This window comes from Sorangium sp. So ce834, assembly GCF_051521425.1.
Lineage (GTDB): Bacteria > Myxococcota_A > Polyangia > Polyangiales > Polyangiaceae > Sorangium > Sorangium cellulosum_D.
The window spans coordinates 6,387,501-6,401,517 of sequence record NZ_CP150351.1 but is presented as its reverse complement, the minus strand read 5'-3'; the positions used below and the strand labels follow the sequence as shown (position 1 = coordinate 6,401,517).

The window sequence follows — 14,017 nt, the reverse complement described above, 5'->3', positions numbered from 1 at the left end:
CCATTCGACCACCCAGCTACCGAGCTTGATTTCGATGGAGATCCCTGAAGATACTGGATGCAGCTTACGCGGAACTTGCGCTAGAGTGGTCTCACCGAGTGGAAGCACCCCCCAACGTTTCATAAACGTCTGAGGTGGTTCGTGGGAAATTCCAAAAATCAAGCTCGGAATGCGACGAGGGGGGGGTCGTGCAGGATTTTAACCAAGGTGAGATCCAGCCGCAGCGTCCATTGGGGGTACGCCGTGGTCTTGTCTTGTTGCCTCACGAAGCGCGTACGACGCTTGACTTACGCAAACAGAGGGATCGCTCGATCAACTGACACCACCAGCCGAAAGGAGATCGCTTATGCGGCAGGTCTTGCGGCACATTTTTCAGAAGAAGCAGGCATACGCTCGTCTACCCCTGTTCGAGCGGATGCGTGACGAGCGGCTCGACCCGAGCGAGCGGCTCGCATTCTATCCGTGCATGGCTTACTTCATCATGAGCTTCGGTGATCTGAACAAATTCGTACTGAGACAGGAGCCCGCGGCGGACGAATACCAGGAAATGGTGAACGTCCACAGCCGCGAGGACGACCATCACTGGCCGTGGTACCTGGAGGATTTGACCAAGCTGGGCTACGACGTCGAGGGGCGGAGCTCGGACCTGTTGCACTTCCTCTGGGGCGAGGAGACGATCGAGAATCGGATCCTCACCGCGCGGCTCACCGAGCTCATCAAGGGCACGACGGGCCTCGAACGGCTGGTCATCATCGAAGCGATCGAGGAGACAGGCAACGTCCTCTTCGGGGCGATGCTTCCCCTGGCGGAGGCGCTGGAGAAGCGGCTCGGAACGCAGCTGCGCTACTGCGGCCCGTTCCATTTCGAGCGCGAGTCGGGGCACACGGTGGACGCCGATCACGCGGCGCTCGCGAGCATCTCCCTCGACGCGGAGACGCGCGCGCGCTACAAGGCGCTCGCGGACGAGGTGTTCGCGCTCTTCGAGCCGTGGACGCATGAGCTCCTGCGCTATGCCATCGCCCACCCCGCGGCCGTCCCCGTGGCCGACCCCGAGACGGACGGCGTGAGCCAGATCATGACCCGCTCGTCAATCCTCGCCGCGTGAAGCAGCGCGGTTGAGCTCTCCAGCTTCGCCTTCGCGGCCCCCTCCACGATATCCATCCCATCGCGCTCGCCACGCGCCGCGCTCTCTGCACAAGACGCTGCGCATGGCGATGACGCCCTCGTTCATCCATGGCGGTGAGCGCTGTCCGACGAACGTCGCGAGCGGCCCGAGCCCAGGGAGAGCGAGCGAGGAATGCTGCACGATTCGAGCCGCCTCGAGCGGCCGCTCGGGGGCGCGGCGAGAGCCTGCGTATGCCGCGCACGCCCTGATCGACGTCGAGCGCCGCCGTTCGGAGCTTCGGCGCGATCGGCGCCGGCCCACGGGACGGACGGCGCGCCGGGATCAGCCGCCGCTGCCGTAAGGACGGGTGATGATCTCGAGGTAGTGCCCGGCGGGGTCGGGGAAGTACACGCCGCGCCCGCCGTCGTGATGGTTGATCTCGCCGGGGCGTTGCGCTCTGGGATCGGCCCAGTACGGCAGCTTCCGCTCGCGGATCCGGCCGAAGATCTCGTCGAACTCGGCCTCGCTGACCAGGAACGCGTAGTGCTGGGGGCGGACCTCGTCTGGGGTGTCGATGAAGTCGAGCGTGACGTCGTTGTCGAGCCGCACCGTGAGGAAATGTCCGAACGGCTCCGGGGCGGGGAGGCCCAGGATCTCCGTCATGAAGGTGGCGGACACCTTCTTGTCCTTCGCGGCGACGATGGTGTGGTTCAGCCGGACGGTCATGCGCGCGTCTCCCTTCCGCGGCGCCCGAGCCGGCCTCGTGGCCGCTCGGCCGTGGCCATCATTTCACCCGTCGGCCTGGTGTCGTTCATCTCTGTACCCTCCATCCGGCCGAGCCCCGCCCAGCGAGAGCCGCTGTACGACGCTCGCCGCGCGTGGCCGCCCGGGAACAGGGCGAGCGTGCCATGGTGGGCTCATGCGAGCAACCATGCCGGCCGGGGCACGCCGACCGGCGTGCCATCCCGCCTGTGCTGCTCTCCTCGCCCGATCGCGCGCGAGATGGTCTCGCGATACGCCGGATCGGGGCGCGTTCTTCCTCACGTGCGTCGTCGCCCATCGCGCGATCACCCGCGTGCTCGCGGCGGCCGCCTCACGTGCGGTCCGGGGAGGGGAGGGTGAGACGGCTGCAGGGGCGGTTGGGAATACGGTGGTGGCGCTCGTGGTAGCCGAGGCTCAGCACCGGCCCTGTCGGCCGTCGACGTGCGAGTTCTGGTCGGAGGATCCGCGGTCGCTGTTCCGCCGCGGGATCGGGATCTGGCCCTATCGGGCCGTGGGAGATGGGGTCAGGAGCGAGCTCCTCGAAGCCGCGCGCCGACCCAGGCGCACGGCAGCGCGATTGCGATGTTCGCGAGAGAGTACCAGGCGGGGCCGTGCTCCCACATCATGACGGCGCCCAGGGTAGCGAGAGCGAGGCCGACGAAGCCGAGGGCGAGCGCGTGGCGCATCGGGCGAGCCGGAGCGAGCCGGGCCGCGATGTAGCAGCCGGCGGCGTTCAGCGGGATTCGGTAGGCGAGCGCGAGCACGAACAGCAAGTCGGCCATCCGTTCACCGTGCGGCGGGAAGATGCCGGATGCATGCAACGCCAGGTCCACGGCGGTGGTGAGTATGGCCGTCGAGATGAGACCGCAGAGCACCGCGCCGACGCTGCGGAGCGCGGTTTTAGCTGGGGCGGAATCTGTCGTGACGATGAGCGTTTCTTGAAGAGCTTCGCTGGTGTTCATGGGGTCCCGTCCGCGTGATGGAACGCCGTCCTCGGCGCTACACGGAGATGTCGGAGCCGCCGACGCGTCCTCGACATCGGCAGTGACGATTTTTTGCGGACGACCTCGGACGACCCGACCCGGGTTGACGGGTCGGGGGGTCGGGTTGGGACGACCCGACCCGGGTTGGCAGCGATCCGACCCAGGTTGAGGTGAGCCTGAGCGGCGAGACGACCCGACCCAGGTTGAGGTGGGCCACCGGACCGCCCGACCCAGGTTGGGACGACCCGACCCGGGTTGAGGTGGGCCACCGGGCAGCGATCCGACCCAGGTTGAGGTGAGCCTGAGCGGAGACGACCCGACCCAGGTTGAGGGGCCGAGGGGCCGAGACGACCCGACCCAGGTTGAGGTGGGCCACCGGGCCGCCCGGGCCGCCCGACCCAGGTTGAGGTGGGCTGGGCCACCGGGCCGGGCCGCCCGAACCAGGGTGAGGTGGGCCAGGTGGGCCTCACCGTGGGGCGACCGACCGACCCAGTTGGGGCGACCCGACCTGACCGGGGTTGGGGATCGGCCGAGGGGGCGCCCTGCGGCTGGCCCATCTCTGGACGACCTTGGGAGATGTCGTGGCGAGGGGCCATCCTCCAGGCTGACGTGACGGCGCGAAAGGAGCGGAGTTTGCCGCATCTCGGCCCCTCGCGAGGAGGCCCCCCGAGGATTGCTCGAGCGGCCGAGCGGCCTTAGAGCCCCACCAGGATCGCGGCGCCGAAGCGCACCCCGCGCCCTCTGCGCGTCCGGGGTGGACGGACCCTTGCACGCCGGAGCTGCCCGCGATCGAGGAGCGGCGGGAAATGGTGCGCATCGTTCCGGTGTTGGTCGTCGCCTTGCCGTGCGGCGCGCTCGCGCTCACGGCGGCCTGCTCCGATCCCACCCCTCCGCCGCGCCCGCGGCCCGGCTCACAGCCTGCGGCGGAGGAGGCCCAGAGATTCATCGAACAAGCGGAATCGGAGCTCCACGAGCTCAGCACTCAGAACAACCGGGCCGCCTGGGTCGCGTCGACGTACATCACGGGCGATACGCAGATCCTCGCGGCCGCGGCGAGCGCGAAGCTGCTCGGCGCGCAGACCGACTATGCCAAGCGCGCGGCCCGCTACCGCGACCTCGATCTGCCCTACGACGTCCGCCGGCGGCTCGATCTCCTGCGCACCTCGCTCACCCTCTACGCGCCCGCCGACCCGGCGAAGACGCAGGAGCTCGCGACCATCGCGGCGAGGCTGGAGGCCACGTACGGCGCGGGCAAATACTGCCCCTCGGCCGGCCAGTGCCTCGATCTCGAGGAGCTCGGCAGGATCCTCGCGAAGAGCCGCGATCCCGAGGAGCTCAAGCGAGCGTGGGTCGGCTGGCGCACGGTCTCCGCGCCGATGCGCGGCGACTTCACGCGGCTCGTGGCGCTGGCGAACGAGGGCGCCCGCGAGCTCGGATTCAAGGACACCGGCGACGCCTGGCGCTCGAAATACGAGATGCCGCTAGAGGCGCTGCCCCGGGAGGTCGACCGCCTCTTCGGTCAGGTCAAGCCGCTCTACGATGCCCTCCACTGCTACGTGCGCGGCCGCCTCGCCGCGCGCTACGGCGAGGACGTCGTGCCCGGCGCGCGCCCGATCCGGGCCGATCTGCTCGGCGACATGTGGGCCCAGGACTGGAGCAACATCCACGATCTCGTCGCGCCCGAGGGGGTCGCGCCGATCTACGATCTCGACGCTGCGCTCCGCGCGAAGGGGTTCACGCCGATCGAGATGGTGAAGACGGGCGAGCGCTTCTTCGTCTCGCTCGGGTTCGAGCCGCTCCCGGCCACCTTCTGGGAGCGATCGCTCTTCGTCAAGCCGGCCGATCGCGACGTCGTCTGCCACGCGAGCGCGTGGAACATCGACGACGAGGAGGATCTGCGCATCAAGATGTGCATCGACATCACGGCGGACGACTTCCAGACGATCCACCACGAGCTCGGCCACAACTTCTATCAGAGGGCGTATAACCACCTGCCGTGGCTGTACCGCGACAGCCCGAACCCGGCGTTCCACGAGGCCCTCGGCGACACCATCGGGCTGTCGGTCACGCCGGCGTACCTCCAGCGGATCGGGCTCGTGGACGCGCTGCCCCCGCCGTCGAGCGATGTCTCGCTCCTTCTCCGCGAGGCCCTCGCCAAGGTGGCTTTCCTGCCGTTCGCGGTCCTCGTCGACCGGTGGCGCTGGGGGGTCTTCTCCGGGGACATCCCGCCGGCGGAGTACAACAAGGCCTGGTGGGATCTCCGGAGGAGATACCAGGGCGTGACGCCGCCGGTGCCCCGCTCCGAGGCGGACTTCGATCCCGGCGCGAAATACCATGTGGCGGCGAGCGTCCCGTACCTCCGGTATTTCTTCGCGCATATCCTCCAGTTCCAGCTCCACCGCGCGCTCTGCGAGGAGGCGGGGCACAAGGGGCCGCTCCACCGCTGCACGATCTACGGCAGCGAGCAGGCCGGCGAGCGGCTCCGGCGGATGATGGAGATGGGGCGGAGCCGGCCGTGGCCGGAGGCGCTCGAGGCCGTGACCGGATCGCGGCGGATGGATGCGTCGGCGATGCTCGACTACTTCGCGCCGCTCAGAGGCTGGCTCGATCAGCAGAACCGCGGCAGGACGTGCGGATGGTAGGCGGCGGCCGACGCGGGACGCGCGCGCGCCGACCCGGGCTTCAGGCCTGCGGCGGCGCGTAGAAGGCGAAGCGCGTGACCGCGCGGTAGCCCATCCCTTCGTACACGGGCCGCCCCATGTCCGTCGCGTGGAGGACGGTCCTCTGGATACCCGTTCCGCTCAGCGCGTCGTCGAGGCAGCCGCGCATCACCGCCTCGGCGTACCCTTTGCGCCGGTGCTCGGGCGCGGTGACGACGAAGCCCACGTAGCGGATCCCCTCCACGATGAACGTCGCCGCGGAGCACACGGGCTTTTCGTCCACGTAGCCGACCCGGCCGAACGCCCGGTCGCCCCACATCGCCTCGTGGGCCACGGAGGCGCGCCCCGCGGGGATCGGGACGCTGTAGGCCGCCGCGTTGAGATCCGCGATGGCGGTGCGCGTCTCGGCGTCGGCCACGCGCCGCAGATCGAGGCCGGAAGGTGCGCGCCGCGGCGGGGTGATCGCGTCGGCCACCATGCCCACGAGCGACACGGCCGGCTTGAAGCCGAGCCGGCCGAGGAACTCGGCGGTCGCGCCCCCGTCGCCGCCGGGCGACCAGCTGTCGGACAGCGCGAAGAGCCACGGCACGCCGCCGGCTCTGGCGAGCTCGACGGCCCTGAGCGCCCGGCGCTCGAGATCCTGGAGGTCGGTGGCCGGCGAGGAGAGCGTGGCCATGTTGAGCAGGACCATGTCCGTGCCCGAGAGGACGACGGTGACGCCGTCGGTGCCCTCGATCCGATGGCCGGGGAGACCCTGGCTGAAATAGATCCAGGCGGCCAGCAACTGAGCGTTGGACTCTTCGATCTCGATCGCGTCGGGCATGCGAAACCTCCTCGGCGCCGAGAGTAGCCGGAACTGGGTGTCCGGGGATCGGGCTGCCGCTGTCGCGCTGCGTGCGGCGCGATGGTGCCGGGCCGCCGGTCGCGGCGGGGCTCCGTCGGAGGAGATGAGGTGGCCTGCCCGGCAAGAGCCCTGATGGCAAGAGCCCTGATAAAGAGGCGGCTCGGCACGCCGACGCCGAGCCGCAGGGGGCGCAAACCAGGGAGAGAGCGGCGCTGGCGGGCGAGGGCGCCGCGAGCCGCGAGGCCCGCTCGCGCCCCGGGTCGCGTCACGGCTCGACGTCCTCCACGGTGTGGCAGTTGGCGCAGGAGAACTCGCCGGTCATCGTCGTCGGGTCGAACCTGGCGACCTGGAGCAGGTCGGCCATCTCGGGCACGACCTGGTTGAACATGAAGTCGGTCCACTCCATGCGCTCCGGGTGCTCCGGATCCTGCACCCACTCGGGGAACACTTCCTCGTTGGGGAGCGCGGCGATCTGCCCGCTGGGCATGGCGTAGGCGCGCTCGACCGCGTCGTCGCCGTGGCACGTCGTGCAATCCATCGCCTCGTACTTCGCGTCGTACGCGACGAAGACCTCCTTCATCCGGGGCATGACGACGTCGGTCATGTGCGCGGTGCGCTCTTCGAAGGTCATGTCCTTCCACGCGACCGGCTCGGGCTCGCCGTCGTCCGCGCCGCCGCACGCGGCGACGAACAGGCACGCCGCCATCGAGATGCGCCCCATGACCGTGCGGCCCCTCCTCGTCCAGCGATCGGACGGTGTCGCATGAGCCGGCTGCTGCGCGCCCGTCCTCGCCTCGTTCGTCGCCGGTTCCTCGGTGTGCATGGATCGCATCGTCGTGTCTCCTTGGGGTCGAAGCAGGCCGTCCGGCCGTTCCCGACCGGACGCGCCCTGGTTCTATCGTCACGACGAACGGGCGGACGCAGGATCGACACGCCCCTCGATCTTTTTTACATGATCGATAAATATAAGAATTTATTGATTTTTTTGCGGGAGCTCGGCGCGCGGCTGCGGTGGGGCGGGCGCGGCGATCCCGGGATCGCGGCGTCTCCGCCGCCCCCTAGCCTTGGGGCGACGGCAGGGTCGCCTCGATCTCGCGCTGCAGCGAGCGATCGAAGACGAACGTCCCGAAGGGGACGATCGACGACACGAAGGCGAGCAGCGAACGCCCGAGCGGCCACCGGCGCCGGACGGCGGCGTGGACGAGCGCGGCGAGGAACAGCACGAAGAGGAGGCCGTGGGCGCTGCCGACGACGCGAACGGCGAGCGGCTGGCCGGCGAGGTACTTGAGCGGCATCGCGATGAAGAGCAGGAGGAGGTACGACAGGCCTTCGAGGATCGCGATGAGGCGGAGCTGGCGAAGCGCGGTCATGACGGGAAGGTAGGGAAGGGGCAGGGGGCTCGTGGAGTGCTTTTCGGGCGCCGGCGTCGTGCCCGCGTCTTGACGTAGGCGCGGCCGGGCGCGGGATCCAGGGGGGAGGCTACGCCGGGGCGTCCAGGCCGGCGATGGCCGTGGGGGCCGCGGGCGGCGCGGGCGGCGCGGACAGGAGCGCCTCTGCGCACGGCGCGATGACCTCGCGCGCGGCGTCGAGGTGGCAGCGCGCCCGCTCCGCCTCGGTGAGCCGGCCGTGGTCGTGCCACGCGGCGGCGTCGATCCCGGCGCGCTCCGGGCCCCGGGCGGCGCGCACGCCGGCGAGCGCCTCGTCGAACGCGCGGGCCACGGCGGCGCGCACCGGCTCGCCGCCCCGCGCGACGGCCCAGCGCACGAAGGCCCACGCGAGCTCGGCGTGGGCGGCCTCGTCGGCGGCGATCCTGTCGAGGGCGCGGCGCACCTCGGGGTCGCGGGCGCGGCTCCGCTGCGCGCCGGCCTGGAGCGCGGCGAGCGTCTCGCCCACGCAGCCCTCGCGCACCGCGCTGGCCGCGGCGCCGGCGAGCGTGGGCGCGTCGAGCGCGCCGTCCAGCGCGAGCATCCCCGGGCCGAGCGACCGGCCGGCGTAGCGGCTCGCGAGGGTGAAGCAGGCCCGGGCGTGATGCAGCTCGTCCGAGAGGGCGCGCTGCGCGGCGTCGAGCAGGGCGGGCGGCGCGCCGAGGGCGAGCAGATCGAGGGTGAAGCGCGCGAAGGACGCCACGGACGCGTGCTCGAGGCGCGCGTCGGCGAGCCACGCTTCGGCGAGGGCGGCGCGCGTCGTGGGGTCGAGCGCGAGCGGCTCGTCCGTCGCGTCGGCGAGCACCCAGTCGGCCCGCGCCTCGACGCCCGCGAGGCGCGGCTCGCCGCCCACGAAGAACGGCCGGCCACAGGCGCCGACGCCCAGGTTGTTGGTGTCGTAGCAGCACTGGCCGTCCTCCAGCCGGCCATTTTCGTAGACCACGCAGGACACGGGGTTCGGGTGGTACTGGCTGGGGCAGGTCGCGGCGCTTCCCCCCGCGCCGCCGGCCCCGCCAGCGCCGGCGTTGGCGCGGACCTCCTCCGGCGGGAAGCACCTCGTCTCACCGACGCCGCCTTGACCGCCGGAGCCGCCCTGACCGGCGGCGCCGCCCTGCTCGCCGGCTCCGCCGGTTCCTCCCGCCCCGCCGGTCCCACCTGCCGCGGTCCCAGCGCCGCCGGAGCCGTCCTGGCAGCCGAGCGCCAGCGAGAGGCCGGTGAACACGCCAGCTCCCACGATATGCATGATGCGCGCGCGCAGCTCTCTGTTCATGGTGCTGTGCCTCCCTGCGACGTGCCGTCGATCGGCATCGGAACCCTCCTATACCCCGGATCCATCGATGATGGAGGGGCGAGGATGAGGAGCATTCTCGACGAGGACATTGTCCCCTTTGGCATGGACCGAGAGCAGCGTCCTCGAGGCCTCGGCAGCTGGGAACCTGGAAGGACTCGGCTCCTTCGTGCGCGGAGCAGCGTCCAGCGCATCATCGCCGGTGTGCAAGATACAAGATAGACGCGTGATGAGCGCCGGCCGTTCCCCGGCGTCGGGTCGCCATACCAGCACGCATGACGAGGCCGCGCGCGCCGCCGGAGGGCGCGCGGGCGATCGGCGCGTGGCCCGCCCTTTACGACACGTACGTGAGCGGTGAGGCGAGCCCGGTGAGCGGCGGCATCTGACCGGCGCGCGCCAGCGCCGCGTCGCTCTCGGCGCCTCCGCTGCGCAGATCGCCGAGCCGGCGCCGCGTGAAGCGGATGTCGTCGAAGACGGCCGTGCAGCCGTCGCCTGCGGGCGACTGGGCCGAGAAGCCGACGGCGAGCTCGGTCGTGCTGCCGAGCGAGAAGCTGCGGAGCAGGTGCCAGCTCGTCGCGTCGGTGGAGGCGTGGAACGCGCACAGGCGCCCGAGCCGCGAGACGCGCAGCCAGACGTGGTCGCCGTCCACCTCGAAGGATCTGCGATCGTCCGACAGGCCGCGGGTCACCACGGAGGCGACCGTCGGCGCGCGCTCGGGCGACAGCTCGAAGCAGAGCTTGGCCCACGCGCGCTCGTGCGCCCAGAGCAGCAGCACCCCCGCGTCGTGCGCCGCCGCGAAGCCCACGGTCACCCGCGCGCTGGCGAGGAAGTCCCCCTGCGGCGTCCCGAGCAGGCGCGGCGCGTTCAGGAGGCCGGTGGCGCGCTCCGGATCGAGGAACAGGTCGGTCTTGCCGCCCGCCGTGACGGTCAGGCTCGATGCCTTGCCGGTGCTCCAGCTCCTGGGCGGTACCTCCCAGCGGAGCGGCGTCGGCAACGGCGCTAGGTGCACGGGCTCACTCACCTTGTATGTCTCCCCCCTTCATGGCGACTATCCTACCTGAGTCTGCTCCTGTCTTGTCATCGAATCGTTCCGGTGTGTATGCAGGATCTCAGGTTCATGCGAATTACCGCCCTTCTGGTGTCCTGCTGTATGGCTGTAAGCCTGTCCGGTTGCTTGAAGGCGAGGCGCGGTCCGCCCGAGTTCCTGGTGGGCGCGCGGCCCGTGTCGTCGGGGGGCGCCTCCTATGCGGACGCCGCGGCGGTGCTCGTCGCCGCGGCCGGGGCGGCGGCCGTGAACCGCGAGGTGTACGACACCTGCTACACGATCTGTGAGCCCGGGACGGCGTGCGATCCTGCGACGGGGCTGTGCGTGCGGCTGCCGTGCGGCGGGAAGTGCCCCGCCGATCGCCGCTGCAAGGTGGTGGAGGGGAAGGAGGCCTGCGTCCTCGGGGAGCCCGACCGCGGCGTCGTGCCTGTGCCGGCCGATCCGGGGGCAGGGCACGCAGGGCCGGGCGAGGCGGCGGCGGGAGCGGCAGGCGACGCCGAGGGGGCCGGAGCGAACTGACGAGAGGGGCGCGGGAGCGCGGCTCGTCGGGCGGTGATCACCGTCGCGACAGATCGAGCAGCGCCCTCGCGCGCGAGTACGCGATGTACGGGTTGTCTCCGGAGCCGCCCAGATCGTCGCTGTCCTCGCCCGCGCCCTGCGGCCTCACCGGCATCCAGAGGAAGTCCGGGTGCATGGCCTTGCCGTTCACGCCGTTGGCGAGAGCGGGGTTCTTGATCCACTCGCCGCCGAGCACCGTCAGCCGATCGTCGAGCTCGAGCACGTAGTGGAGCTCCGAGGTGAGGAGCGGGACGTTGCGCAGCGCAGGCGGCCGGAGGAGGTCGGCGGCGCTCACCTCGTCCGAGATCATCCCGTAGCGCGCCCCGACGCGGACGAAGCGCCTGGCGTTCGGGTTGAACACGTAATTGTAGCAGTCGGCCCCCTGGTACCCGCCGTTACAGACGAGCCGCGCCGCCTCCTGCGCGCTCACCTCCGCCATCGTGTCGATGGTGAACGAGGTGACCGGGTAGCTCCACACCTCGCGGTGCCACGTGTAGTCGACGATGAACGAGCGCTGCGCTCGCCCGCTCGACGCGGAGCTGATGGAGCTCGCGCCCAGCCCGAGCAGGCCGGTCATGGCCACGTGCATCGTCCCCGGGTTCAGGTCGCGGCACGCCGGATCGACCGGCCTGCCGTAGACGTCGCGCTGGATGAGGTCTTCCCGCGTCTCGCAGCGCCGCCCCGACATCGTGGCGGAGTCGTTGTGGTACACCTCGGTCATGAGCGCCTCGATGTCCGCCGTGCGGAACAGGACGCACCCGCGCTCGACCGACGCGCACTCGACCAGCGTGCTGCCGGAGAGCTTCACCCGGATGTCGCGCCGCGGCGGGCCGCCGCCCTCGGCGACGACGTAGGCCGCCCAGCCGTTGCAGTGTCCCCACCAGTACTCCGGGGTCACGCCCTGGTACAGGCCGTGGTGCGTCAGCTCCCAGTACGTCGTCGGCCCCACCACCCGCGCCGCCCGCGGCGCCGCGCGCGCGCCTTCCGGCAGGCCCGCCTCGCCGGCGACGGCGCCCTCGGGTGGCTCCAGCGACCGCGCCTGCCCTGCGTAGAACAGGAGATCGTACTTCTCCGCCGGCGAGAGGTTGTCCGGATCCGACGTCAGATCGCCGTAGTCCTTGACCGCGGAGTTCCAGCGGTCGGCGATGCCGTTCCTGCTCTGGGGCCACCACTGCGAGGCGAAGGGGCCCGTGGACTGGCCTTGCAGCAGCGTCGAGTTCAGCGCCGCGTAGGTGCCCCGGAGCTCCGGGTGCAGGTTCGTGGGGAGGTTCGCGGCGTCCATGGGCTCGCGCGTCCCCGTCAGGGGGATGAGGAGCGTGTGCGAGCCGCCGAGGATCTGCCCGGTCTCCTGCGAGAACCCGAGCACGTACGGCACCGAGCCGCCCTCGATGAAGCGCGCCGCTGCCGGCTCCGCGCCGCTCTGGAGAGCGGCCGCGCCGTCGCGCAGCGGCTCTTGCCGATCTTGATCCATACAGCCCAGCGCGAGAACCGCCGAGCTCACCGCCACCGCCCCGATGCGCATTGTCATGGCTGCTTCCCCCTCTGACGCCTACCTTCTGCCACCTGCGTCGCCGATGTCTGCAGAGGTCAGGCCAGCGGCGAGGTGGACGCGTCGCGCAATCGATGCACGCGCGGCCAGAGCACCGGTCACGTCGATCGACCGAGAAATGAACCGCCAAGGGCGCCAAGAACACCAAGAAGAGAACAAGATTCCGCACGCTCGATTTCGCCATCGAGGGCGCGGCGTGCCCCTGACGGAGATGGCGCCGCGTGCTGGTCGGAAAGGGCGAGAGCGCCCGAGGGGAAGGCCGCGCCGCGCGTGCTGGTCGGAAAGGGCGAGAGCGCCCGAGGAAGGCCGCGCCGCGCGCGGCGTACGGGCGCCTCGCCGACGCGGCTCAGCGCCGGGTCGGCGCAGCGCTCCGCCGCTGCACGATGCGCCCGAGCGAGCACGCGTCCGTCCTGGGCCCGAACGGACGTGATGGGCGGCAGGGCAGGGGGCGACGTCGACCGTCCTGGCGGCTATCGTCCGACGCGACGTCGAGCTCTGCGGGCGTGCGCGGCACCGAGGGCTATAGATCGCAGATGGAGCATGCCTCCGTGACGGTGCCAGTCGGGGTGATCGAGGGCTCTGCGTACGAGCTCATCGAGATACCCTCGGATCAGGTGGACACGGAGATGCTCGTCGCCGGTCCGTCGAGCGGGATCCCGGAGGCGCTCCAGGGTCTCTTCTGGATGGATGGGAACCCGCTCCCCGACGAGGTGGTGTCGCTCGGCGGGTCGACCTGGGACGCCGCGACCAGCACGACCCGGATCCATGTCTACGGCGAGCGGGTCTGGAGCTGGCACGCCGATCTCTGGGGGCGCGGGCTCTACGCGCTGGTGCGCGCTGCGCGCCTCGTCTACGAGCTCCGGCTCAACCCCGAGCTGACCTTCGGCGAGATTGTCCCGTTCGTCCGCCTGGCCGGTCGGCGGGTCCGCGTCCCGGAGCAGCTCGCACGGCTCACGATGCGCCGGGTGAGCGATGGCCACTGGCTGCGCGAGAGCTGGTTCTTCGGCTTTTTTCATCACGTCTACGATCTGCGCCGGATCGTCTGCGGCGATGGATCGAGGACGGACGCGTTCGTCGCGTACGCGAGCTCGGCGCCCGCCCGGTCGGCCCTCGCGGTGCGACGCCCCGCCGCAGCTGCGCGCGCCGCCCCGGCGTGACCGACCGGACACATGGGCGGTCGCTCGCTCGGGCACGCTGACGCAACCGACGCAGACGATGCGCGGGCCGACCCCTCGAAAGAGGTTCAAAAGAGAGTTGACAGGTTCGAGGCAGGCCGATAGAAAGCCCGCCCCGAACGGCGAACCGGAGAGCTGAGCAGCGAAGGCGCTGCAACTCCGGGTCGCCCGGTCGGCGGGTCAGCCTCCCAAAAAGGAGGTTGACAGGTTCGAGGCAGGCCGATAGAAAGCCCGCCCCGAACGGCGGACCGGAGAGCTGAGCAGCGAAGGCTGCTGCAACTCCGGGCTGCCTTGTCAGCTGGGTTGCGCCTGGTTGGCAGGTTGACTGGTTGGCAGGTTCAACCTTCTCGAAAGAAAAGGTTGACAGATTCGAGGCAGGGCGCTAGAAAGCCCGCCCCCGAACGACGGATCCGGAGGATCGGCAAGCGCGAGCTTGCGACTCTCTGGTCCGATCGAGGCCGGTTCTGATACGAGGCGAACGCGCGCAAAGGTGCCACCCTAGAAGGGTAGCTCCTCTGCGAGGCGGCTCCTCCGAAGGCCGGCGCGGATTGCAGATTGTCGAGGCGAACTGACCCGCGGAAGCGGGCTGATCTCTCCTCCTCGGTCCTTGAAAACTGGGTTGTA

Annotated in this window: 12 protein-coding genes; 4 read left to right on the top strand and 8 right to left on the bottom strand. The window is 70.6% G+C overall.

Going from position 1 to position 14,017, the window contains the following annotated elements:
- The first annotated feature begins 346 nt into the window (after nucleotides 1–346).
- Nucleotides 347–1,105, top strand: coding sequence for a hypothetical protein (locus tag WMF20_RS23160; protein WP_437616791.1), 759 nt, complete (start codon nucleotides 347–349; stop codon nucleotides 1,103–1,105).
- A 342-nt stretch (nucleotides 1,106–1,447) separates the two neighbouring features.
- On the opposite strand, the gene WMF20_RS23155 is transcribed toward WMF20_RS23160, so the two are convergent.
- A complete protein-coding gene (locus tag WMF20_RS23155; RefSeq protein WP_020736704.1) occupies nucleotides 1,448–1,831 on the bottom strand; it encodes a VOC family protein in 384 nt (127 codons plus the stop codon).
- Nucleotides 1,832–2,391: 560 nt separating this feature from the next.
- Entirely contained in the window at nucleotides 2,392–2,742 is a 351-nt protein-coding gene (locus WMF20_RS23150) for a hypothetical protein (RefSeq protein ID WP_437617158.1), read from the bottom strand.
- Nucleotides 2,743–3,656: 914 nt separating this feature from the next.
- Between WMF20_RS23150 and WMF20_RS23145 the strand changes: the two genes are divergently transcribed.
- A complete protein-coding gene (locus tag WMF20_RS23145) occupies nucleotides 3,657–5,492 on the top strand; it encodes a M2 family metallopeptidase (protein WP_437616790.1) in 1,836 nt (611 codons plus the stop codon).
- A gap of 40 nt (nucleotides 5,493–5,532) precedes the next feature.
- Here the strand turns inward: WMF20_RS23145 and WMF20_RS23140 are convergent, their stop codons facing one another.
- The 5 genes from WMF20_RS23140 to WMF20_RS23120 form a co-directional block, all read right to left on the bottom strand.
- Nucleotides 5,533–6,333 carry a GNAT family N-acetyltransferase gene (locus WMF20_RS23140; RefSeq protein ID WP_437616789.1) on the bottom strand — a complete coding sequence of 267 codons (801 nt, stop codon included), beginning with the start codon at nucleotides 6,331–6,333 and terminating at the stop codon, nucleotides 5,533–5,535.
- Nucleotides 6,334–6,619: 286 nt separating this feature from the next.
- Nucleotides 6,620–7,177 carry a hypothetical protein gene (locus tag WMF20_RS23135; RefSeq protein WP_437616788.1) on the bottom strand — a complete coding sequence of 186 codons (558 nt, stop codon included), beginning with the start codon at nucleotides 7,175–7,177 and terminating at the stop codon, nucleotides 6,620–6,622.
- Nucleotides 7,178–7,412: 235 nt separating this feature from the next.
- On the bottom strand, nucleotides 7,413–7,724 hold the full coding sequence (locus WMF20_RS23130) for a DUF3817 domain-containing protein (protein WP_129576379.1): 312 nt from the start codon (nucleotides 7,722–7,724) through the stop codon (nucleotides 7,413–7,415).
- A 109-nt stretch (nucleotides 7,725–7,833) separates the two neighbouring features.
- On the bottom strand, nucleotides 7,834–9,048 hold the full coding sequence (locus tag WMF20_RS23125) for a ferritin-like domain-containing protein (RefSeq protein WP_437616787.1): 1,215 nt from the start codon (nucleotides 9,046–9,048) through the stop codon (nucleotides 7,834–7,836).
- A 352-nt stretch (nucleotides 9,049–9,400) separates the two neighbouring features.
- Nucleotides 9,401–10,075 (bottom strand): DUF1349 domain-containing protein, encoded by a 675-nt coding sequence (locus tag WMF20_RS23120; protein ID WP_437616786.1) that lies wholly within the window; start codon nucleotides 10,073–10,075, stop codon nucleotides 9,401–9,403.
- 165 nt (nucleotides 10,076–10,240) lie between these two features.
- Between WMF20_RS23120 and WMF20_RS23115 the strand changes: the two genes are divergently transcribed.
- Entirely contained in the window at nucleotides 10,241–10,630 is a 390-nt protein-coding gene (locus tag WMF20_RS23115) for a hypothetical protein (protein WP_437616785.1), read from the top strand.
- 37 nt (nucleotides 10,631–10,667) lie between these two features.
- Here WMF20_RS23115 and WMF20_RS23110 read toward each other — a convergent pair whose 3' ends face one another.
- The gene (locus WMF20_RS23110) at nucleotides 10,668–12,197 is read right to left on the bottom strand and encodes a hypothetical protein (protein WP_437616784.1); all 1,530 of its coding nucleotides are present in this window, start codon (nucleotides 12,195–12,197) and stop codon (nucleotides 10,668–10,670) included.
- A gap of 569 nt (nucleotides 12,198–12,766) precedes the next feature.
- On the opposite strand from WMF20_RS23110, the gene WMF20_RS23105 reads away from it, so the two are divergent.
- The gene (locus tag WMF20_RS23105; RefSeq protein WP_437616783.1) at nucleotides 12,767–13,375 is read left to right on the top strand and encodes a hypothetical protein; all 609 of its coding nucleotides are present in this window, start codon (nucleotides 12,767–12,769) and stop codon (nucleotides 13,373–13,375) included.
- Nucleotides 13,376–14,017 lie beyond the last annotated feature (642 nt).

Coding starts and splice junctions, on each gene's coding strand:
- WMF20_RS23160 (WP_437616791.1), top strand. CDS start 347: ATGCGGCAGGTCTTGCGGCACATTTTTCAGAAGAAGCAGGCATACGCT.
- WMF20_RS23155 (WP_020736704.1), bottom strand. CDS start 1,831: ATGACCGTCCGGCTGAACCACACCATCGTCGCCGCGAAGGACAAGAAG.
- WMF20_RS23145 (WP_437616790.1), top strand. CDS start 3,657: ATGGTGCGCATCGTTCCGGTGTTGGTCGTCGCCTTGCCGTGCGGCGCG.
- WMF20_RS23140 (WP_437616789.1), bottom strand. CDS start 6,333: ATGCCCGACGCGATCGAGATCGAAGAGTCCAACGCTCAGTTGCTGGCC.
- WMF20_RS23135 (WP_437616788.1), bottom strand. CDS start 7,177: ATGCACACCGAGGAACCGGCGACGAACGAGGCGAGGACGGGCGCGCAG.
- WMF20_RS23130 (WP_129576379.1), bottom strand. CDS start 7,724: ATGACCGCGCTTCGCCAGCTCCGCCTCATCGCGATCCTCGAAGGCCTG.
- WMF20_RS23125 (WP_437616787.1), bottom strand. CDS start 9,048: ATGAACAGAGAGCTGCGCGCGCGCATCATGCATATCGTGGGAGCTGGC.
- WMF20_RS23110 (WP_437616784.1), bottom strand. CDS start 12,197: ATGACAATGCGCATCGGGGCGGTGGCGGTGAGCTCGGCGGTTCTCGCG.